Origin of the sequence: Aquimarina pacifica (assembly GCF_000520955.1) — a bacterium.
In the GTDB taxonomy this organism is placed as follows: Bacteria; Bacteroidota; Bacteroidia; order Flavobacteriales; family Flavobacteriaceae; genus Aquimarina; species Aquimarina pacifica.
Genome location: NZ_JACC01000027.1, coordinates 1 through 16,953, shown reverse-complemented (window position 1 = coordinate 16,953; position 16,953 = coordinate 1). Strand labels below are relative to the sequence as shown.

The window sequence follows — 16,953 nt, the reverse complement described above, 5'->3', positions numbered from 1 at the left end:
GTAAATATAATATTGTTTTTTTATTTTTTTAGTTAAAAAAATAAGATTATCAGAATCAATTGTTAAATAAAGTTAATTAGCTGTTTTTTGATTAGAATTTCTCTTGATAATTACCAAAATATTGAGATACGTGCTTTTCGTTGCTCATTAGAATATGTATAACGCCGAATGGTTATTTATATTAGTTTTTTTGAAAAAAAATGTTTCAATAATTGTACTAAATGTTGATGCCAATTTTAGTATCTTTCTCATTATTAAAAATAAAACACACACGATCATGATAAAAAAAATAGGGTTTGTATTTTTTGTTATTAGTACTTTTTTATCTTGTAAAAAAGAGGTTAATACTGTCAAAAATGAGCCTGCTGCAAAAACTGCTATTGACAATGATTTTACTACTATGTTGAATGCATATTATGAAGAAGGTCTTTTGTTTGACCCTCTTAGGGCTACTTTTGAAGGAGATAACAGGTTTAATGATCAATTTTCTAATGAATTGGCAGAAGAAACGGTTCAAAAAATGAAGACATATTATACGTCATATAAAGAACAGTTGTCAAAATATGATGATGCAATGCTTTCTGAAAGTCAGAAAATAACTAAAGAGATTTTGTTGTGGGAATGCGATGTGCATTTAGAAGGCTTTACATTTAAAAAGGAGTATTTTCCGATTGATCAAATGTGGTCTATTAATCTATTAATAGGGCAGCTTGCTAGCGGGGCAAGTGCACAACCTTTTGCTACTGTAACAGATTATGATAATTGGCTTTCTCGTCTTGATGGATATTTGGCATGGATGCAATCTGCAGAAGAAAAAATGAAAGAAGGTATGGAAAAAGGATATGTGCTTCCTAAATCAATAATAGTAAAAGTTTTACCACAATTAGAAGCACTAACCGTAACAAATCTTGAAGAACATCTCTTTTATTCGCCTGTCAAAATGTTTCCAGAAAATTTTTCGGTAGAAGATAAGGAACAACTTACAAAAAAGTATAAAGCGATGGTTTCAGAGAAGGTAATTCCTGCATATACCAAACTGCATCAATTTATGAGTACAGAATATCTCGAAGCGGGTCGAACAAGTTCTGGAATTTCTGAAATTCCTAATGGAAAAGAATTTTATCAACATCAGATTAAACTGTATACAACTACAAATATGACAGCTGATGAGATTCATGAGCTGGGACTTTCTGAAGTGGCAAGAATATCTTCAGAAATGGAAAAGATAAAAGAACAGGTAGGGTATGAAGGAGACCTGAAATCGTTTTTTGATTATGTTCGTACTAAGAAAGAATTGATGCCTTTTACGGAGCCAAAGCAGGTTTTGGATAATTTTAATGCTATTCATGATCGCATGAAACCGCAAATTGAAAAATTATTCGATATAAAACCTAAAACCCCTTTTGAAGTAAGGCGTACAGAAGCTTTTAGAGAAAAATCTGCAAGTGCAGAATATAACCCTGGATCATTAGATGGTACGCGACCGGGAATTTTTTATACTCCGATTCCTGATGTCTTAAAATATAATACCCATAATGACGAATCGTTATTTTTGCATGAAGCGATTCCTGGACATCATTATCAGATTTCATTAACTCAAGAAAGTGAAGTGCTTCCGAAATTTAGAAAAACATTGTGGTACAGCGGATATGGTGAAGGTTGGGCATTGTATAGTGAATCATTAGGTAAAGAGCTGGGCTTATATACCGATCCATATCAATATTTTGGTATGTTAGGAATGGAAATGCATAGAGCCATTCGTTTAGTTGTCGATACGGGCTTGCATGCAAAGGGATGGTCTAGAGAAGAAGCTATACAATATTCAATGGATAATGAGGCAGAATCCGAAGCAGGTATTATCTCCGAAATAGAACGCTATATGGCAAACCCAGGGCAAGCGTTATCATACAAAATAGGCCAACTAAAAATTAAGGAACTTCGAGCAAAAGCAGAACAAGAATTAGGAGAAACCTTTGATATTAGACAATTTCATAATGAAGTTCTAGAAACTGGATGTGTGCCTTTGGCTATTCTGGAAAATAAGATTAACAATTGGATAAAAAAGAATAAAAGTTGATTTGTAAGCCTATAATTTTAAATGCCATATATAACTCTGGTACGATTTTCTTTGAATGGTATGTTGGTAAAAGAGGTCAATGATAAAAGTTTCAACAGTTTTTATCATTATGAATTTATGCGATACTGTTTTGTGATGCGCACTATTCTTTAAAGTAATTAAACAATTAGACCTTTGCTTCTTAGTGTTTATAAGATTTGGTGCTATCCCGAAGTAATGTTATTCATGTTCGGTATTTCATTTCATTAGATTATTAATTTTTCTAATGATTATTTAGGATCAAGTGACATAACATATTCATAGCTTTCATTAAGGTAAATAGCTAATAGGTCCAAATCATTGAGCATAGTTTCAGGAATTAAGACATATCCTCTCATTACTGCTCCGTAAGAAATAAAGTGTGTCGTGTTGAATTCTTTCAAATACTTTTTTTGGACATCCTTAGAAAAACGCATGCCAATTTCATTGTTCTTGTTGAATAAAGAAAACATATGGCCATTTGCAGAAGTGTATGGCATTGTTTTGCCCTTAATTTTAAATCTGGGACATTTATCGACAAGCATTTTGTAGATTTTTAGTTTTTCGTCACGCATATGTTTTTATTGTAAAGATACTATTTGGTGTTTTAAAACTAAATAGCACCTCAATATTAGGGTGTGCTTTTTTTGCTTTTAAGTTTGTTGTTTAAGGTGTTAAGGGAATTTTTACTAAGGCAAAATATTATACAGTTTTTGAAATTGAAAAATTAGTGTTTTGATATTATGAAAAAATTAACCAACCTACAAAATGGATATTATTATTTTTAGAAACACAAACTCAACTAACATGAAAAAAATAGTCCTATTTCTAGGTAGTATCGTATTACTTATTTCTTGTCAAAAAACCAAAATCCAAGCAGACCTATTAGTGTTTAATGCTAATGTGTATACAGTAGATGATTCGTATCCCAAAGCCGAAGCATTTGTTGTTAAAGAAGGCGAATTCTTGGCTATTGGTACCAATGAAGAGTTATTACATTTGTATGCAGCTACAGACACATTAGACGCAAAGGGAAAAACAATAGTTCCTGGTTTGATAGATGCACATTGCCATTTTTATCGACTTGGTTTACAACAACAGAAAGTAGATCTTACCGGAACCAAAAGCTATGATGAGGTATTGAAACGTCTTGTAGTGTTTCAAGAAGAAAAGAATTTATCTTTTATTACTGGTAGAGGTTGGGATCAGAACGATTGGGAGGTAAAAGAGTATCCTTCAAAAGAGATTTTAGATAGTCTATTTCCGGATACTCCTGTAGCTTTGACAAGGGTAGATGGTCATGCAATGCTTGTGAATCAAAAAGTATTGGATATGGCCAAAATTACAATTGATACTAAGGTAATGGGAGGGGAGATTTTACAGAAAGATGGTGCGCTTTTGGGGGTTCTTATAGACAACCCAATGGGACTCGTTGAAGCAATAATTCCTGAGCCATCTCGTGATGAACAAATTAACGCATTAATGGATGCTGAAAAAATTAATTTTGGTTATGGGTTGACTACAATAGATGATGCAGGACTTAGTCCAAAGGTAATTGCATTAATAGATAGTTTGCAAAAAAGGAATAAACTCAAGATACGCATGTATGCAATGGTAAGTAATGTGCCAGAGTATGTAGATTATTATTTGCAAAAAGGAGTATACAAAACCGATAAGCTTAATGTTTCTTCTTTTAAGGTGTATGCCGATGGAGCATTGGGGTCAAGAGGTGCCGTATTAAAAAAACCATACAGTGATCAGGAGGATCATTTTGGTGCGATGGTGATAGGCAATGAAGATTTCAAAGAACTCGCCAAAAGATTAGTATTGTCAGATTTTCAGATGAATACACATGCTATAGGCGATTCTGCCAATGCTCTTGTAATGAAAACGTACTATGATGTTTTACAGGGTACATCTAATAGAAGATGGCGTGTTGAACATGCACAGGTTGTAGATTCTAATGAATTTGAATTGCTTGATGATAACTTAATAATGAGTGTGCAGCCTACTCATGCTACCAGTGATATGTACTGGGCAGATGAACGATTGGGGTTAGAGCGTTTAAAAGGAGCATATGCATATAAGAAGTTATTAGAAAAAACAGGGAGACTCGCTTTGGGGACAGATTATCCGGTAGAACATGTGAACCCTTTTTACACGTTCTATGCTGCTGTGGCAAGAAAAGATTTAAAACAGTATCCCAAAGGTGGTTTTCAAAAAGAAAATGCACTTACAAGAGAAGAAACTTTAAAAGGAATGACACTTTGGGCTGCCTACAGTAATTTTGAGGAATTAGAAAAAGGAAGTATCACCCGAGGTAAATTTGCCGACTTTGTAATACTAGAAGAAGATATAATGAAGGTAGATGAAGATAAAATTCCTACTATAAAAGTAAATGCGACTTATTTGGGCGGAGAAAAAGTATATTAAAAACCTCCTTTTTTCTTATGAAGTAGAAGAGGTTTCTTTTGGTTTTTTGGAGCTCATTGCGATTGCGGCTTCTTATTTTCCGCCATTGGCTTGCAAGTCTGCAATGCATAGAGGATCAAGTTCAGGGACATTATTTATGCCCATAACACCGTTGCCAAATTGTATGGCTGATTGCATTAGACAGCCGACTACATTACAATGATTACTTTCTTCTTCGTCTTCATGATCAGATTGTAGAGGAGTGCCAATATTCACCAAACCCAATAAATGAACAAATTCATGGTTTAGTGTTGCATTTTCTATAGTACTAAGAGACGGAGCATTAAAATTAGTTGTTAGATTTCGTAAAGTATCTTCATAGATGACTATCGAGGTGTTCAGGTATGCCGAACCTAAAGTTATTTGTTCATCACCATTGTCATCTTCTCTGCTACCATCAGCAAAGTATATATATACTGCAATATCATCTTCTTCATTAAATAAGGTTCGCGTGTCATTTTCTATTTCTACGATTTCTTCTATAGAAAAGGGGGCTTTGCCAGAAGAAACGACAGAGCGTTGTGTAATAGTAATGCCCTCTGGTTTGAATAAACGGTCTTCTAGAAATTGAGTAAAACCAGATAATGCAGCCGCAGTAGGTTCAAATCCTTCTACAGAAACAATTTCAACGGTGATACTGCTAAAGTTTGTATCACTCAATAAATCATTGGCTGATGATCCAAGAGGTTGTTTGTTGTTTGCCTGATTGGCAATACTATTAGAATCAACGTTGTCATTATCATCATTAGAACATCCCACAAGAATTAGGGAGGATATAAATAGATAACTGAGTAATTTTAATATTTTCAAAAGATGCAGTTTATAGAGGTTAGCACATATAAATAAACGGTTTTATTCGTCATTATATTTTTCTTTAACATAGTTTTACTATATAGAATCTCTAGGTATCAAAAATTGTACCGAGGTTTTGTGAACACGCTCTTTTTTTTAAATAAAAACCAAAACGTATCCTTTTCTTTGATGTAATCAATCAGCTACAGTAAGTTTTGCAAGGTATTCATTGTTTTCTCCTGTCAATAATAGTTCTACTAGAAATCCATTAGTATTTGCCGCATTTTGTAAGGTATTATAGTCGATATATAACCAATCAAATTCTTCTGAAACCTGTTTTTTGTATGCTATTTTGTATTTCATTTCTCCATAATATCCAACTGATGTGTCAACCCAAAATCCGCCATCCTCCTCTTCAAAAAGATATGAAATATCAGAAGAATCAATTAATGCTTGCCCTCCTGGCGCCAATACAGTTTTAAGGTGTAAAAAAAAGCGATCTATATTATGTAAGGTGCCTATGATACCGCTACCATTCATTAAGAACAAAATAGTGTCATACTGTGAGTTATCAATTTCAAAAAAATCAAAAACTCTTACATCTGTTATTCCTCTTTTTTTACAGACTTCGACGGCACCTTCAGAAATATCAATAGCTGTTACGTCTAGTTTTTTTTGGTTTTGAAGCACAAGACTGTGACTGCCAGCTCCGCATCCAACATCTAATACTTTACCAAAAGATAGATCTAATGCTCTTTGTTCTATTTTGGGCATATCAGTATATGACCTGAAAAGATAAGGGATTGGTATATGGTCGTCATCAAAATCATCTGCTTTAACAATAATATCTTGGGTATATTGATTTGAATAAAAATCCTTGATGGCGTTTCCAAAAATATCAGGTTTCATAATGTTGTTTGATTTTAAAATGATGTATTGATATTGGCTTTTGCAATGATCAAAATATCTTATTTTTGTAGTATGCAAGATCGTATAGACGAATTACCACAATTGGCCAAAGATAAACATATCGAGAATAAGAAGTTCTTTGCTAAACTCAAAAAAAGACCTCCTAAAAAGTTGGACCAAATAATGCAGGACCTGCATGATCAAGAATTTGGCGAGACTGATTGCTTGCAATGTGCAAATTGTTGCAAAACCACAGGGCCTCTTTTTACTGATAAAGATGTAGTGCGTATCTCGAAGTTTTTGAAAATTAAACCAAAACGGTTCGAAGAACAATACCTTAGAACTGATGAAGATAATGATTTAGTACTGCAACAAACACCATGTACTTTTTTAGGGGTAGATAATTATTGTGGGATCTACGAGGTAAGACCCAAGGCATGTCGAGAATATCCGCATACGGATCGTAAGAAATTTCAACAAATCACGAATATAACCTTAAAAAACGTTGCAATTTGTCCAGCTGCATATGCTATTGTCGAAAAAATGAAAGCAAGATTAACTTTGTAAATTTTGTATTACAGTAGCGGTTTTAATGAAAGAAGGAAAGGGGCTATTTAATTGGGTTTTTTACGAGACAATAAAAAAGGCCATAAGATAGTGTTCTTATGACCTTTTTACAGATATATTGGTAGGACTTAACTTGTTTGATCTTCATATTAAAAAATAAAGATCAATTTTTTATATTTTAATTAACTATTGTCGTTTATCTGATTGCCTTTGATAAAAATTTTAGCTTGTAGCTTCATCTGGGTCTATTAATGGATTTTCTAAATCATATCCCGGACGTGTTACTTCTGTTCCTCCAAATATTTTTGATAATTGAATTTGATTTAGAACATCATTTGATTGGATTTTGTAGCTTTTGATTGATAATTTCATTTTGACTATTCTTTTCAGGTTTATATGAATTTCGAGTTTGAAAATTAGATCATTTTGGTATTAAATACCCCCCTGTTTTCAGTGATTTTTTAGAATTAACAAGTTTATAACATTTTGTCTAATAATCAGTGAGTTAGTTCTGTGTGTTTTGAAAAACTAACAACAATAAGTTGTCTTGGGTGTTGTACCTAAATCAGTAGGTTATATATAAAAGAAATTGAATTATTTTTGAAGTAAAGTCTTCAAGTGATTATCTTTCTTATAAAATGATTAATATTTTAAAGTTTTTCTAAAATAAGAATAAGTTTAATCAGTCATTTTTTATATAATTCATTTTAAGTGCATATTTTGTTAACCCTGCCAGATTTCTAACATTTAATTTTGCGATTAGATTTTTTCTGTAACTTTCTATGGTATGCTTGCTCAAAAATAATTGATCAGCAATTTCTTGAGTAGTGAATTCTTGAGCGATTAATGTGATGACATCGACTTCGCGTTGTGTTAATTTGATATCTTCTTGTTTCTTACGTAAGAATTTGTTCTCGAGATAAATGTCTTTTATTTCTTTTGAGAAGTATTTTTTTCCTTTAAGTACGGTTTTGATAGCTTTGAGAAGTTCTTCTTTTTCGGCATTTTTTGGCACATAACCATCTACATCATTTTCTATCAGTGAATCGATCATTTGCGAATCATTATGCATACTCACAATTAGTGTTTTTATATTCTTTTTTTTCTTTTTTATCACTTTGTTGAGCGAAATACCATCTAATTCGGGCATAGAAATATCCGTAATGATAAGGTCAATTTTTTCATTTGGGTTAATCTCTAAATACTTAGCAACATGGGTTCCATCTTTTGCTGTTAGCAGGATGTTATACTCATCTTCAGAATTTAAAATACTTAACAGACCGTCTAAAAACATTTTGTGATCGTCTACTATAATTAAATTATATTTCATTTTGAATGGTTATTATTGGGATTTCTAAATTTATGATGGTACCTCTATTGATTCTAGAATCAATAAAAAAGTCGCCGGATATATTTTTTAATCTACTTTTTATATTATTAAGTCCAATACCTTCGATACTATTTTTGGTTTCGAAACCGATCCCATCATCTTCGAATAATACATTGAGTGTATCTTCTATAAGATTTAATTGCAATTCTATCGAAGAAGCTTTGGCGTGTTTTATAGTATTAGTAATAAGTTCTTGTATAATTTTGAATGTTTCGATTTGAAGGAACTCATCAATATAATCGATCTCTTTTCTTGGGTATACAAGAAAAGATGTTTTGAGATTGCATGCACTGGCAATATTGTCCATATATTCTTCGATAACATCACAAAAATTATTCTTTCTAAACTTCTTAGGGATCAAATTATGAGATAAATTACGTACTTGTTCATAGGTATCATCAATTTGATTATTTATTGTTTTTAGTGATTTCCTTTGGCCATTCACAATGGTATTATTAAGCTGTAGTTTTATTGCTGCCAGATTACCACCAATACTATCATGTAACTCTTGGGCGATACGTTTTCTCTCTTTGTCTTGCCCCTCTATAGATGCTTTAATAAGTTTTAGTTCTTGATCTTTTATTAAAGACGCTGTTTGTTGTTGGCTAATTTCTTCTTTTTTTCTGTGCAATTCCTTCTGAGTTACGAGTTTTTGATAATACATTATCAATAAACCAATAATAGGGATCAGAATAATTATTGAAGAATATAAAATAATATTTTTTATACTTTTTTGTCGGATAAGTTTCGCTTCTTGTAATTCTTGATCTTTTTTTAGGACAACAATTTCATTTCTTCTTTTTTCTGATGAATTCTGAAATGCTAAAATCTTATTTTCATTTTCTTTTTGTATGACCTCTTGTTGTAGTTTAAGATTCTTTATTGCCTCTTCCTTATTTTTTAGTTCTAATGATCTATTGGCGTTTACAACTTGTAATACCTTAATTTCTTTTTCTTTTTGTAATGTTTGGTACTCAACCTCTAATTCTCTTATCTCTTTGGCCTTTTGCATTTGATTGATAGAATCAGTAATTTCTATTGACTTTGTTAAAAATTCAAAAGCATTTTGGTAATCTTTAAGCTTTAGGTGTATGTCTTTAAGATTGTCATAAATTGTTTTTTGTTCAGCAAGAAATCCAAGTTTTATTGCACTGCTTAAACTGCTTTCATAGATTTTTTTTGCCTTTTGATATTGTTCTAATTTTAGGAAAGAATTACCAATATTTAGACGTGCAATAAGTGCAAGTTGTGTAAACTCATTTTTATCGGCTATTTTGATCGCACTCTTATATAGAACAATAGCTTTTTTAAAATTTCCTTGCTCATGATAATTTGCGGCTATATTTATAGTGATTACTACTGAGGCTTTATGTTTTTCCTGCTTCTGACTTAATTGTAGTGCTTTTTCAAAGTAATTATTTGATGAATTATAATCTTTTAATTGGGCATAAATATTAGCGATATTGATATAGCTTCCATAAACGATCTCTGGGTTTTTTTTGTATTCTAAACACTCTTTAAACAAGTTTAAGGCATTTTCATAATCTTTCATTTTACTGTAAGTAAGTGCTAAACCGTGCGTGTGTGCGTAATATAGGTTTTCTTCATTAAATTTTTGTGAGACACTAATCCCTTGTATGTGCCATTTTTTACTTTTCTCGAGTAGGCCTTTGTTTTTGCAATTAATACCGAGTAGATTATACGCTTGTCCGTTAATTCGATTTCTTAGTGAATCATTGGAGATAATGTTGAGTTTTATTGCTTTGTTGGTAAAATAAAAACTAGAATCTATAAGACCTTTTGAATTAAAGTAATACCCCAAAAGTAGACTTGTCTTGGCTTTAGAATGTCTTTTTACTACAGTCTTAAGTAGTCTGTGTGCTAGTTGGTAAGCTTCTTTTTGCTTATTATTGTGAAACAGCTCGTATGCTTTTTCTATGTATTGTTCTTCTTTTTCTCCATAACCTTGAATTATACTTTCTCCAAGATGGACAATCTTATGCTCCTTTACCTGCGCCAAAATGAGGTAAGGAAGAAGAAAGATATTATATATAATGACTCTATGTAATGACATAAGCATAGACAAATGTATTGTTTCCTGTAAAAAAAAATACCCCTGTTTTCAGGGGTATTTTTATTGTGTAAAATGTTGTTTTGTAGCTATTTGTGTTTAATTTGTTTTATTTGTACGCCAAAAGAATCAACTTCCTTAGGATATTTTTTTCAAAATAAGTAGTAAAGGATTTTTAGTAATTTTATAGTTATAATGAGAATCTATTTGTAAATAAGATATTGTTCTCTTTTTTCTTTAAACTTTTCTAAATCCTCTTGCCATGAAGCTCGTACTTCTTGTAGGGATATTCCTTGTTCTATTTGCTGTTGCAGTTTTTCATTGCCAGCATGGGCTGTAAACGATTTAGTCTTAAAGAATGTTTCTTTATTTTTTGAATTGTTATAAGCATCAAACAGCCATTTCAATTGTATTGAATCTAATGCAGTACTTTTTCTTAAATCTTGACCATAACATATTTCTCCTCTATGTTTGGGATATTTTGCCCCAAAATTAGGTTTCGGGATATAGGTGTAGTCGTAATTTTCAATGGTGAGATCTGGCGATCCATACATCTGGAATTGATATTCTGTTCCTCGACCTGCATTAATGGTAGTGCCTTCAAAAAAACCTAGACTAGGGTATAGATTGATAGCTTTATCATTAGGTAAGTTCGGAGAAGGTCGAATGGGTAGGTGGTATGGAGTGCTATGTGTATAGTTTTTTACAGGAATGATCTCAATATCGCATTTTAAGCCTTTACCTAGCCAGCCTTCACCATTAACCATTTTAGCATATTCACCAATTGTCATACCATGAACCAAAGGAATGGGATGCATGCCAACAAAACTTGCATGTTTTGATTCTAGGGTAGGACCATCGATATAATGAGCATTGGGATTGGGACGGTCTAATATCAACACCGGAATGTTATTTTCTGCGCAGGCCTGCATGACATAATGAAGTGTAGAGATATAAGTGTAAAATCGTACCCCCACATCTTGAATATCAAAAACCATAAGCTCAATATCAGATAAAGATTTAGTTGAAGGCTTTTTTTGTTTACCATATAAAGATAAAATAGGAATACCTGTTTTAATATCTTTTCCGTCGGCAACAAGTTCAGCAGCATCTGCTTTGCCTCTAAAACCATGTTCGGGAGCAAAAACTTTAACAATATTGATATTCCTTGATAGCAAAGAGTCAACTAGATGTACATAATCTTCTTGGTCTATAGTATTCTTAAAAATAACAGAAGTCTGATTTCCTACAAGGGCTATTTTTTTATTTCCGATAAGCGGTATATAAACCTCTGTTTGATTTGCCCCAACAACAATTTGATGTTGGTTTTTTATAGTATCTTGTACGCGGTATGAAGAAGAAATAGGACTCTCAGCTTCTTCAGCCTCAGTATTCGGAGGTGTTTTTATTCCGCTTACACAAGAAATAAAAATTATTAAAAGGAATAAAAATGTATTTTTGAATGCATTTCTAACAAAAACCATAGTGAAACTTGAATTTTGAGTATTTTATTGCCAAACGCCTTATCAAAGGTAAGGAACATAAAAGTAGCATTTCGACCCCAATCATAAAAATTGCAATTTCGGCTATTGCAATCGGTATGATCATGATGTTGATTACTATTGCTACAGGTGTAGGCTTACAACGCAAAATTCGTGAAAAAGTTGCCGCATTTAACGGGCATGTTTTAATTTCTAATTTTGATGGTAACAGTAGTTTAGAGTCCACATTTCCAATATCGACAGATCAAAGTTTTTACCCAGAATTCCCAGAAGTAGATGGGATAACCCATATACAAGGTGTAGCTACAAAAATGGGGCTCATAAGAACAGCAACAGATTTTGATGGAGTTGTGGTAAAAGGAGTAGGAAAAGAGTATAATTGGAATTATTTTGAGGAATACCTTATTGAGGGTAAAATTCCTGACTATACAGGAAAACTTAATGAAGAAATTCTTTTGTCATCGCATTTAGCCAATCGATTGGGGTTGAAATTAGGAGATAAAGTAGTTACATATTTTTTGAAAAAAAATACCTCGTCAAATTCAAAACCTTTCGTTAGAGCTTTTAAGGTTATAGGGATTTATAATTCAGGTTTTCAAGAATTTGATGAAACCTTTCTTTTTGCAGATATACGCCATATCATTAAAATGAATAAATGGGAGAAAGATGATGTCGGAAACTTCGAAGTATTTCTTGATGATTTTGATAAGATAGATCAAAAAGGACAGGAGATTTATGAAAATATACCCTCTACTTTAGATAGTCAGACTATTACTTTAAAATATGCTACTATTTTTGAATGGTTAAAGCTTTTTGATTTGAATATTATTGGTATTATAGGAATCATTATTTTGGTGGCAGGAATTAATATGATTACCGCTTTACTTGTTTTGATTCTTGAAAAAACACCTATGATAGGAATATTGAAAGCCTTGGGAGCAAATGATTGGAGTATACGTAAGACTTTTTTGTATAACGCTGCGTATTTAATATTGATTGGACTTTTTTGGGGAAATCTAATCGGAATTGGATTATTGCTACTTCAACAAAAATATGAGATAGTAAGTCTCAATCCAGAAACATACTATGTAAATACAGCACCTATTTATATAGATTGGGGGTATATATTTATTCTTAATATAGGTACTATGTTGTTATGCCTTCTTATGTTATTAATTCCTTCGTATATAATATCAAAAATATCTCCCACAAAATCAATACGTTTTCAGTAAGGAAATAATGTACTTACTACCATATCATATTTTTCTTAAAAAAGATATTCCATATTAATGACCCAACCTCATTTATTATGAAAAGAGATTTGATAGAAAATAAAATTCAACTTTTCTTTTCTGTAAAATTTGAATTAATGGTTATGAAAAAAATTTTTTTAAATAAAAAAACACTGAAAACCGTGATTTTTTAAAGATAATTTATCACGGTATATAGTACCAACATTTTTCGCGCTACATTTTAATTTCGTAGGAGTTAATTATAAGGAAGGAGAGATGAAAAATGTAGTGAATAAAAAAGTTAAAATTGATAAGGGGATACAATTATTACTTTTGAGTTTTATTATTTTATGTAATTGTTTTTTAGGTTCTTATGGTCAGTCAAGTAGTCCTTATGAATGTCCGGAAATACCTATTTCTTACATTAATGGAGACAATGGTTTCATTGCAGAAGGCGTTACAGCATATGATCAAGCAGGATATGTTGTTAGTAATGCTGGTCACATCAATGATGATGATATTGATGATTTTTTGATAAGTGCTCCTTTGGCCGATACAGCAGAAGAAGATGCAGGAACGGTATATATTGTATTTGGCAAAGAGGGCGAGCCATTTGATCTCAATTTTGATTTATCAACATTGGATGGGACCAATGGATTTACTATACAAGGAGAAACGGAAGATGGGAATCTTGGATTATCATCAGGGGCTCTTGGGGATCTTAATGACGATGGGTTTGATGATGTTATTTTAGGAGAGCCCGGAAATGAAAGTGCCTATGTTGTTTTTGGGGGTGATACATTTTCTTCTACTTTATTAACCTCCAATATTTCTGGGAGTACGGGGTTTAGATTGATCTCTACAACTGATGAAAGATCTTTTGGAACAGCAGTAAATACAGCAGGAGATATTAATAGTGATGGTCAACCTGATGTAATCGTATATTCATCTACTTCTGTCGGAGTTCTTTCAGGGAAAGGAAATGTCATTTTTGGGTCCTCTGATACATTTCCTGATGTTTTTGATACAGCAACATTGGATGGAAGCAATGGTTTTGTCATTAATTACGATACCCTTACTGGATCAAGTAATCCAGATCAAGCAGCCATTAATACCGCGGGTGATGTTAATAGAGATGGCTTCGATGATATTATATTAGGATTTGCCTATGCTGCTGACGTAATTCCTGATACAGGTGTTGCTTTTGTGGTATATGGCCGCGATGCTACGAATCCATTTCCATCTGAGTTATTACTTTCGGATTTAGATGGAAGTAACGGTTTTCAAATGATAGGTGCAGAGGGTGGAGATCGGTTTGGTATTTCGGTTTCTGCTGCCGGAGATATTAATGTAGATGGGGTAGATGATATGATTATTGGAGCATATCATGCAGATGTTGAAGCTTCAATCCAAGCAGGAAAAGCGTATGTAGTTTTTGGAAATAGTACTGGTTTTGGAGCAAGTATGAATGTTACTGCTTTGGATGGCACTAATGGTTTTACTATAGAAGGGGATGAAAACTATGGGTATGTCGGATATTCTGTAAGTATGGCAGGAAAGTTTAATGACGATACATTTGATGATATTATTGTAGGAGCGTATGGCCAGGGCAACGCGGGTGAAGCATATGTGATCTATGGTAGTGATCAACCATGGGACGCTGTTTTTGAGACTTCTTTAGTGAATGGTGATAATGGAATAGCATTCATAGATGATGCTAGGTTTAGTTATCAACAATTAGGGCGTAACGTAAGTAATGCAGGTGATATCAATGGTGATGATAGACCTGACTTGATTATTGGTGCAATATCTCGATCATTATATTCCTATAACCTTACCGGAAGAGCCTATATTGTTTATGGAGGAACCTTGGACGGAAGTATAGATTATACGCCTCCTGTGATAGCAAATTGTCCAGGCGATCAGATACTTGCACCAGATGTAACATTGCCGGAATATATACAGCCTATGTATGAGGATATTACCGATGGATGTCAACCTAATTATACATTAATTATTACACAAGATCCACCAAGGGGTACTCCCGTAACTGATGGGATGATAGTAACCATCAGAGCAGAAGATAGAGCAGGTAATTATACAGAATGTCAGTTTTCTATCATACTGCAGGATATCGAAGAACCCGAATGTTACGACTTAGTCTATCCAGAACAATTATCAGGATCTAATGGGTTTACCATGATGGGACCTTATCTTGAAAGGCCAGGTTGGTCAACATTTGTGAGTGATGCAGGTGATATTAATAATGATGGTTTGGATGATGTAATCATTTTGGTTGCTGAGCATCTCTCTAATTATGACGACCAATATGCCCTACCTGATGCGCCTTTCGAAGCTTATGTGGTTTATGGTTCCAGTACTCCATATCCCTCCACTTTTGACCTGTTTCTTCTAACACCTTCACAAGGATTTAAAATCACAAAGCAAAGTACCGGAGGTTTCGAATTTGTCTCGGCAGATAAGATAGGTGATTTTAATGATGATGGGATAGATGATCTTATCCTTAATGACTCTTATGAAGCATTTATAATTTATGGAAGAGATGTAACTTCTCCGTTTCCTTTTGAATTTGATGTAGCATCCCTTGATGGAAGCAATGGGTTTACGATTACGTATGATGAAGAAACTAATTCAGCTGGAGGTGGGAATATTGTTAGAGCTGCCGGTGATGTAAACGACGATGATATTGATGATATAATTTTAGGAACCTATTATTCATCACCCAATGGCATGGATCATGCTGGTAATGCTTATGTGGTTTTTGGTTCTGGGGTTACATTTCCAAGTAATTTTGATTTAGATGGTCTCAATGGTACCAATGGATTCAAAATGAATGGGGTACTTCTTAATAGCCGTTTAGGTAGCAGTGCATCAGGGATAGGTGATATTAATGATGATGGTTTTGGGGATATAGTTGTCGGAGCTCCATACTCAGAAATTAATGGTGTGAGTAGAACAGGGCAGGCGTTCGTCGTATTTGGTCCGGGTCCAGGGGTTGCAGAAATGGATTTAACTACGTTAGATGGCTCTAATGGATTTGTTATTTCCGGAATCAATGATGGAGGTCTGGGAGCGGGTACTGCCGGAATGTTTGATATTAATGGAGATGCATACAGCGATTTTGTTGTTACAGCGCCTTCAGCAGATGATGGGGAGCCAGGAGCAGGTGTAAGTTATGTGATTTTTGGAAATCAACCCAGTTATCCGGCAAATTTTGATCTAACCAGTCTAGATGGGACGAATGGTTTTGCTATTTATGGAAATGTGTTTGGAGGGCAATCCGGAGCATCCATTAATAGTGCAGGAGATTTTAATAATGATAATATTGATGATTTAATACTTAGTGCACAATATAGTAGAGATAACGGAAATGTTTATGTAGTCTATGGAAATACCAGTTGGGATGCAGTTTTTGATCTTCGTCAAATTAATGGTGCCAATGGAGTTTATTTTTTGGGGACTAATGATTCTTCTCGGTATTTGGGGTCTTCTGTTGACGGAATTGGAGATTTTAATGGAGATGATATCGATGATGTTTTTTTAGGACAAATACCAGATTCTCCTTTTGATCAAGTACAAGGAAAAACACACATTGTTTATGGAGGTCACAATGATACCACCGCACCAGAGATAGAAACATGTGTTGAAGATCAAACATTAACGATTGGTGCAGAACTACCCGATTATACTACGATGGTAGTTGCCACAGATAATTGTGATTCGGATCTAGAGATTACCCAAGCCCCATTAGCAGGAACTATATTTACTGCAAATATATCTGTAACGATTACTGTTACAGATGATAGTGAAAATGAAACACAATGTACATTTCAGGTAAACACTGATGCTGATACAACCGACCCCGATATTACCTGTCCTTCTGATCAGGAATTGGGTTGCAC

Annotated in this window: 12 protein-coding genes; 5 read left to right on the top strand and 7 right to left on the bottom strand. The window is 33.4% G+C overall.

Annotated elements, in window-relative coordinates; genetic code table 11:
• The first annotated feature begins 277 nt into the window (after positions 1-277).
• Positions 278-2,077 (top strand): DUF885 domain-containing protein, encoded by a 1,800-nt coding sequence (locus DZ60_RS0113990; protein WP_034229774.1) that lies wholly within the window; start codon positions 278-280, stop codon positions 2,075-2,077.
• 269 nt (positions 2,078-2,346) lie between these two features.
• On the opposite strand, the gene DZ60_RS0113985 is transcribed toward DZ60_RS0113990, so the two are convergent.
• Positions 2,347-2,640, bottom strand: coding sequence for a hypothetical protein (locus tag DZ60_RS0113985; protein WP_241448746.1), 294 nt, complete (start codon positions 2,638-2,640; stop codon positions 2,347-2,349).
• A 262-nt stretch (positions 2,641-2,902) separates the two neighbouring features.
• On the opposite strand from DZ60_RS0113985, the gene DZ60_RS0113980 reads away from it, so the two are divergent.
• Positions 2,903-4,528, top strand: a complete 1,626-nt coding sequence (locus tag DZ60_RS0113980) for an amidohydrolase (RefSeq protein ID WP_025742665.1) — start codon at positions 2,903-2,905, stop codon at positions 4,526-4,528.
• A gap of 72 nt (positions 4,529-4,600) precedes the next feature.
• Here the strand turns inward: DZ60_RS0113980 and DZ60_RS0113975 are convergent, their stop codons facing one another.
• Positions 4,601-5,377 (bottom strand): hypothetical protein, encoded by a 777-nt coding sequence (locus DZ60_RS0113975; RefSeq protein ID WP_025742664.1) that lies wholly within the window; start codon positions 5,375-5,377, stop codon positions 4,601-4,603.
• A gap of 177 nt (positions 5,378-5,554) precedes the next feature.
• Entirely contained in the window at positions 5,555-6,268 is a 714-nt protein-coding gene (locus tag DZ60_RS0113970; RefSeq protein WP_025742663.1) for a class I SAM-dependent methyltransferase, read from the bottom strand.
• Positions 6,269-6,340: 72 nt separating this feature from the next.
• Between DZ60_RS0113970 and DZ60_RS0113965 the strand changes: the two genes are divergently transcribed.
• A complete protein-coding gene (locus DZ60_RS0113965; RefSeq protein WP_025742662.1) occupies positions 6,341-6,835 on the top strand; it encodes a YkgJ family cysteine cluster protein in 495 nt (164 codons plus the stop codon).
• 222 nt (positions 6,836-7,057) lie between these two features.
• On the opposite strand, the gene DZ60_RS25255 is transcribed toward DZ60_RS0113965, so the two are convergent.
• The 4 genes from DZ60_RS25255 to DZ60_RS0113945 form a co-directional block, all read right to left on the bottom strand.
• Entirely contained in the window at positions 7,058-7,207 is a 150-nt protein-coding gene (locus tag DZ60_RS25255) for a hypothetical protein (protein ID WP_161634422.1), read from the bottom strand.
• A gap of 310 nt (positions 7,208-7,517) precedes the next feature.
• The gene (locus DZ60_RS0113955) at positions 7,518-8,165 is read right to left on the bottom strand and encodes a response regulator transcription factor (RefSeq protein ID WP_025742661.1); all 648 of its coding nucleotides are present in this window, start codon (positions 8,163-8,165) and stop codon (positions 7,518-7,520) included.
• Positions 8,155-10,299 (bottom strand): tetratricopeptide repeat-containing sensor histidine kinase, encoded by a 2,145-nt coding sequence (locus tag DZ60_RS0113950; RefSeq protein ID WP_051477662.1) that lies wholly within the window; start codon positions 10,297-10,299, stop codon positions 8,155-8,157. Before DZ60_RS0113950 ends, DZ60_RS0113955 begins: the two co-directional genes overlap by 11 nt.
• Before the next feature lie 200 nt (positions 10,300-10,499).
• Entirely contained in the window at positions 10,500-11,780 is a 1,281-nt protein-coding gene (locus tag DZ60_RS0113945) for an exo-beta-N-acetylmuramidase NamZ family protein (RefSeq protein WP_025742659.1), read from the bottom strand.
• 8 nt (positions 11,781-11,788) lie between these two features.
• On the opposite strand from DZ60_RS0113945, the gene DZ60_RS0113940 reads away from it, so the two are divergent.
• Positions 11,789-13,030: an ABC transporter permease gene (locus tag DZ60_RS0113940; protein WP_025742658.1), complete on the top strand. Its 1,242-nt coding sequence runs from the start codon at positions 11,789-11,791 to the stop codon at positions 13,028-13,030.
• Between the two features lie 276 nt (positions 13,031-13,306).
• Positions 13,307-16,953: integrin alpha (locus DZ60_RS0113930; protein WP_025742657.1), on the top strand; the 3,647-nt coding region annotated here is incomplete at its 3' end.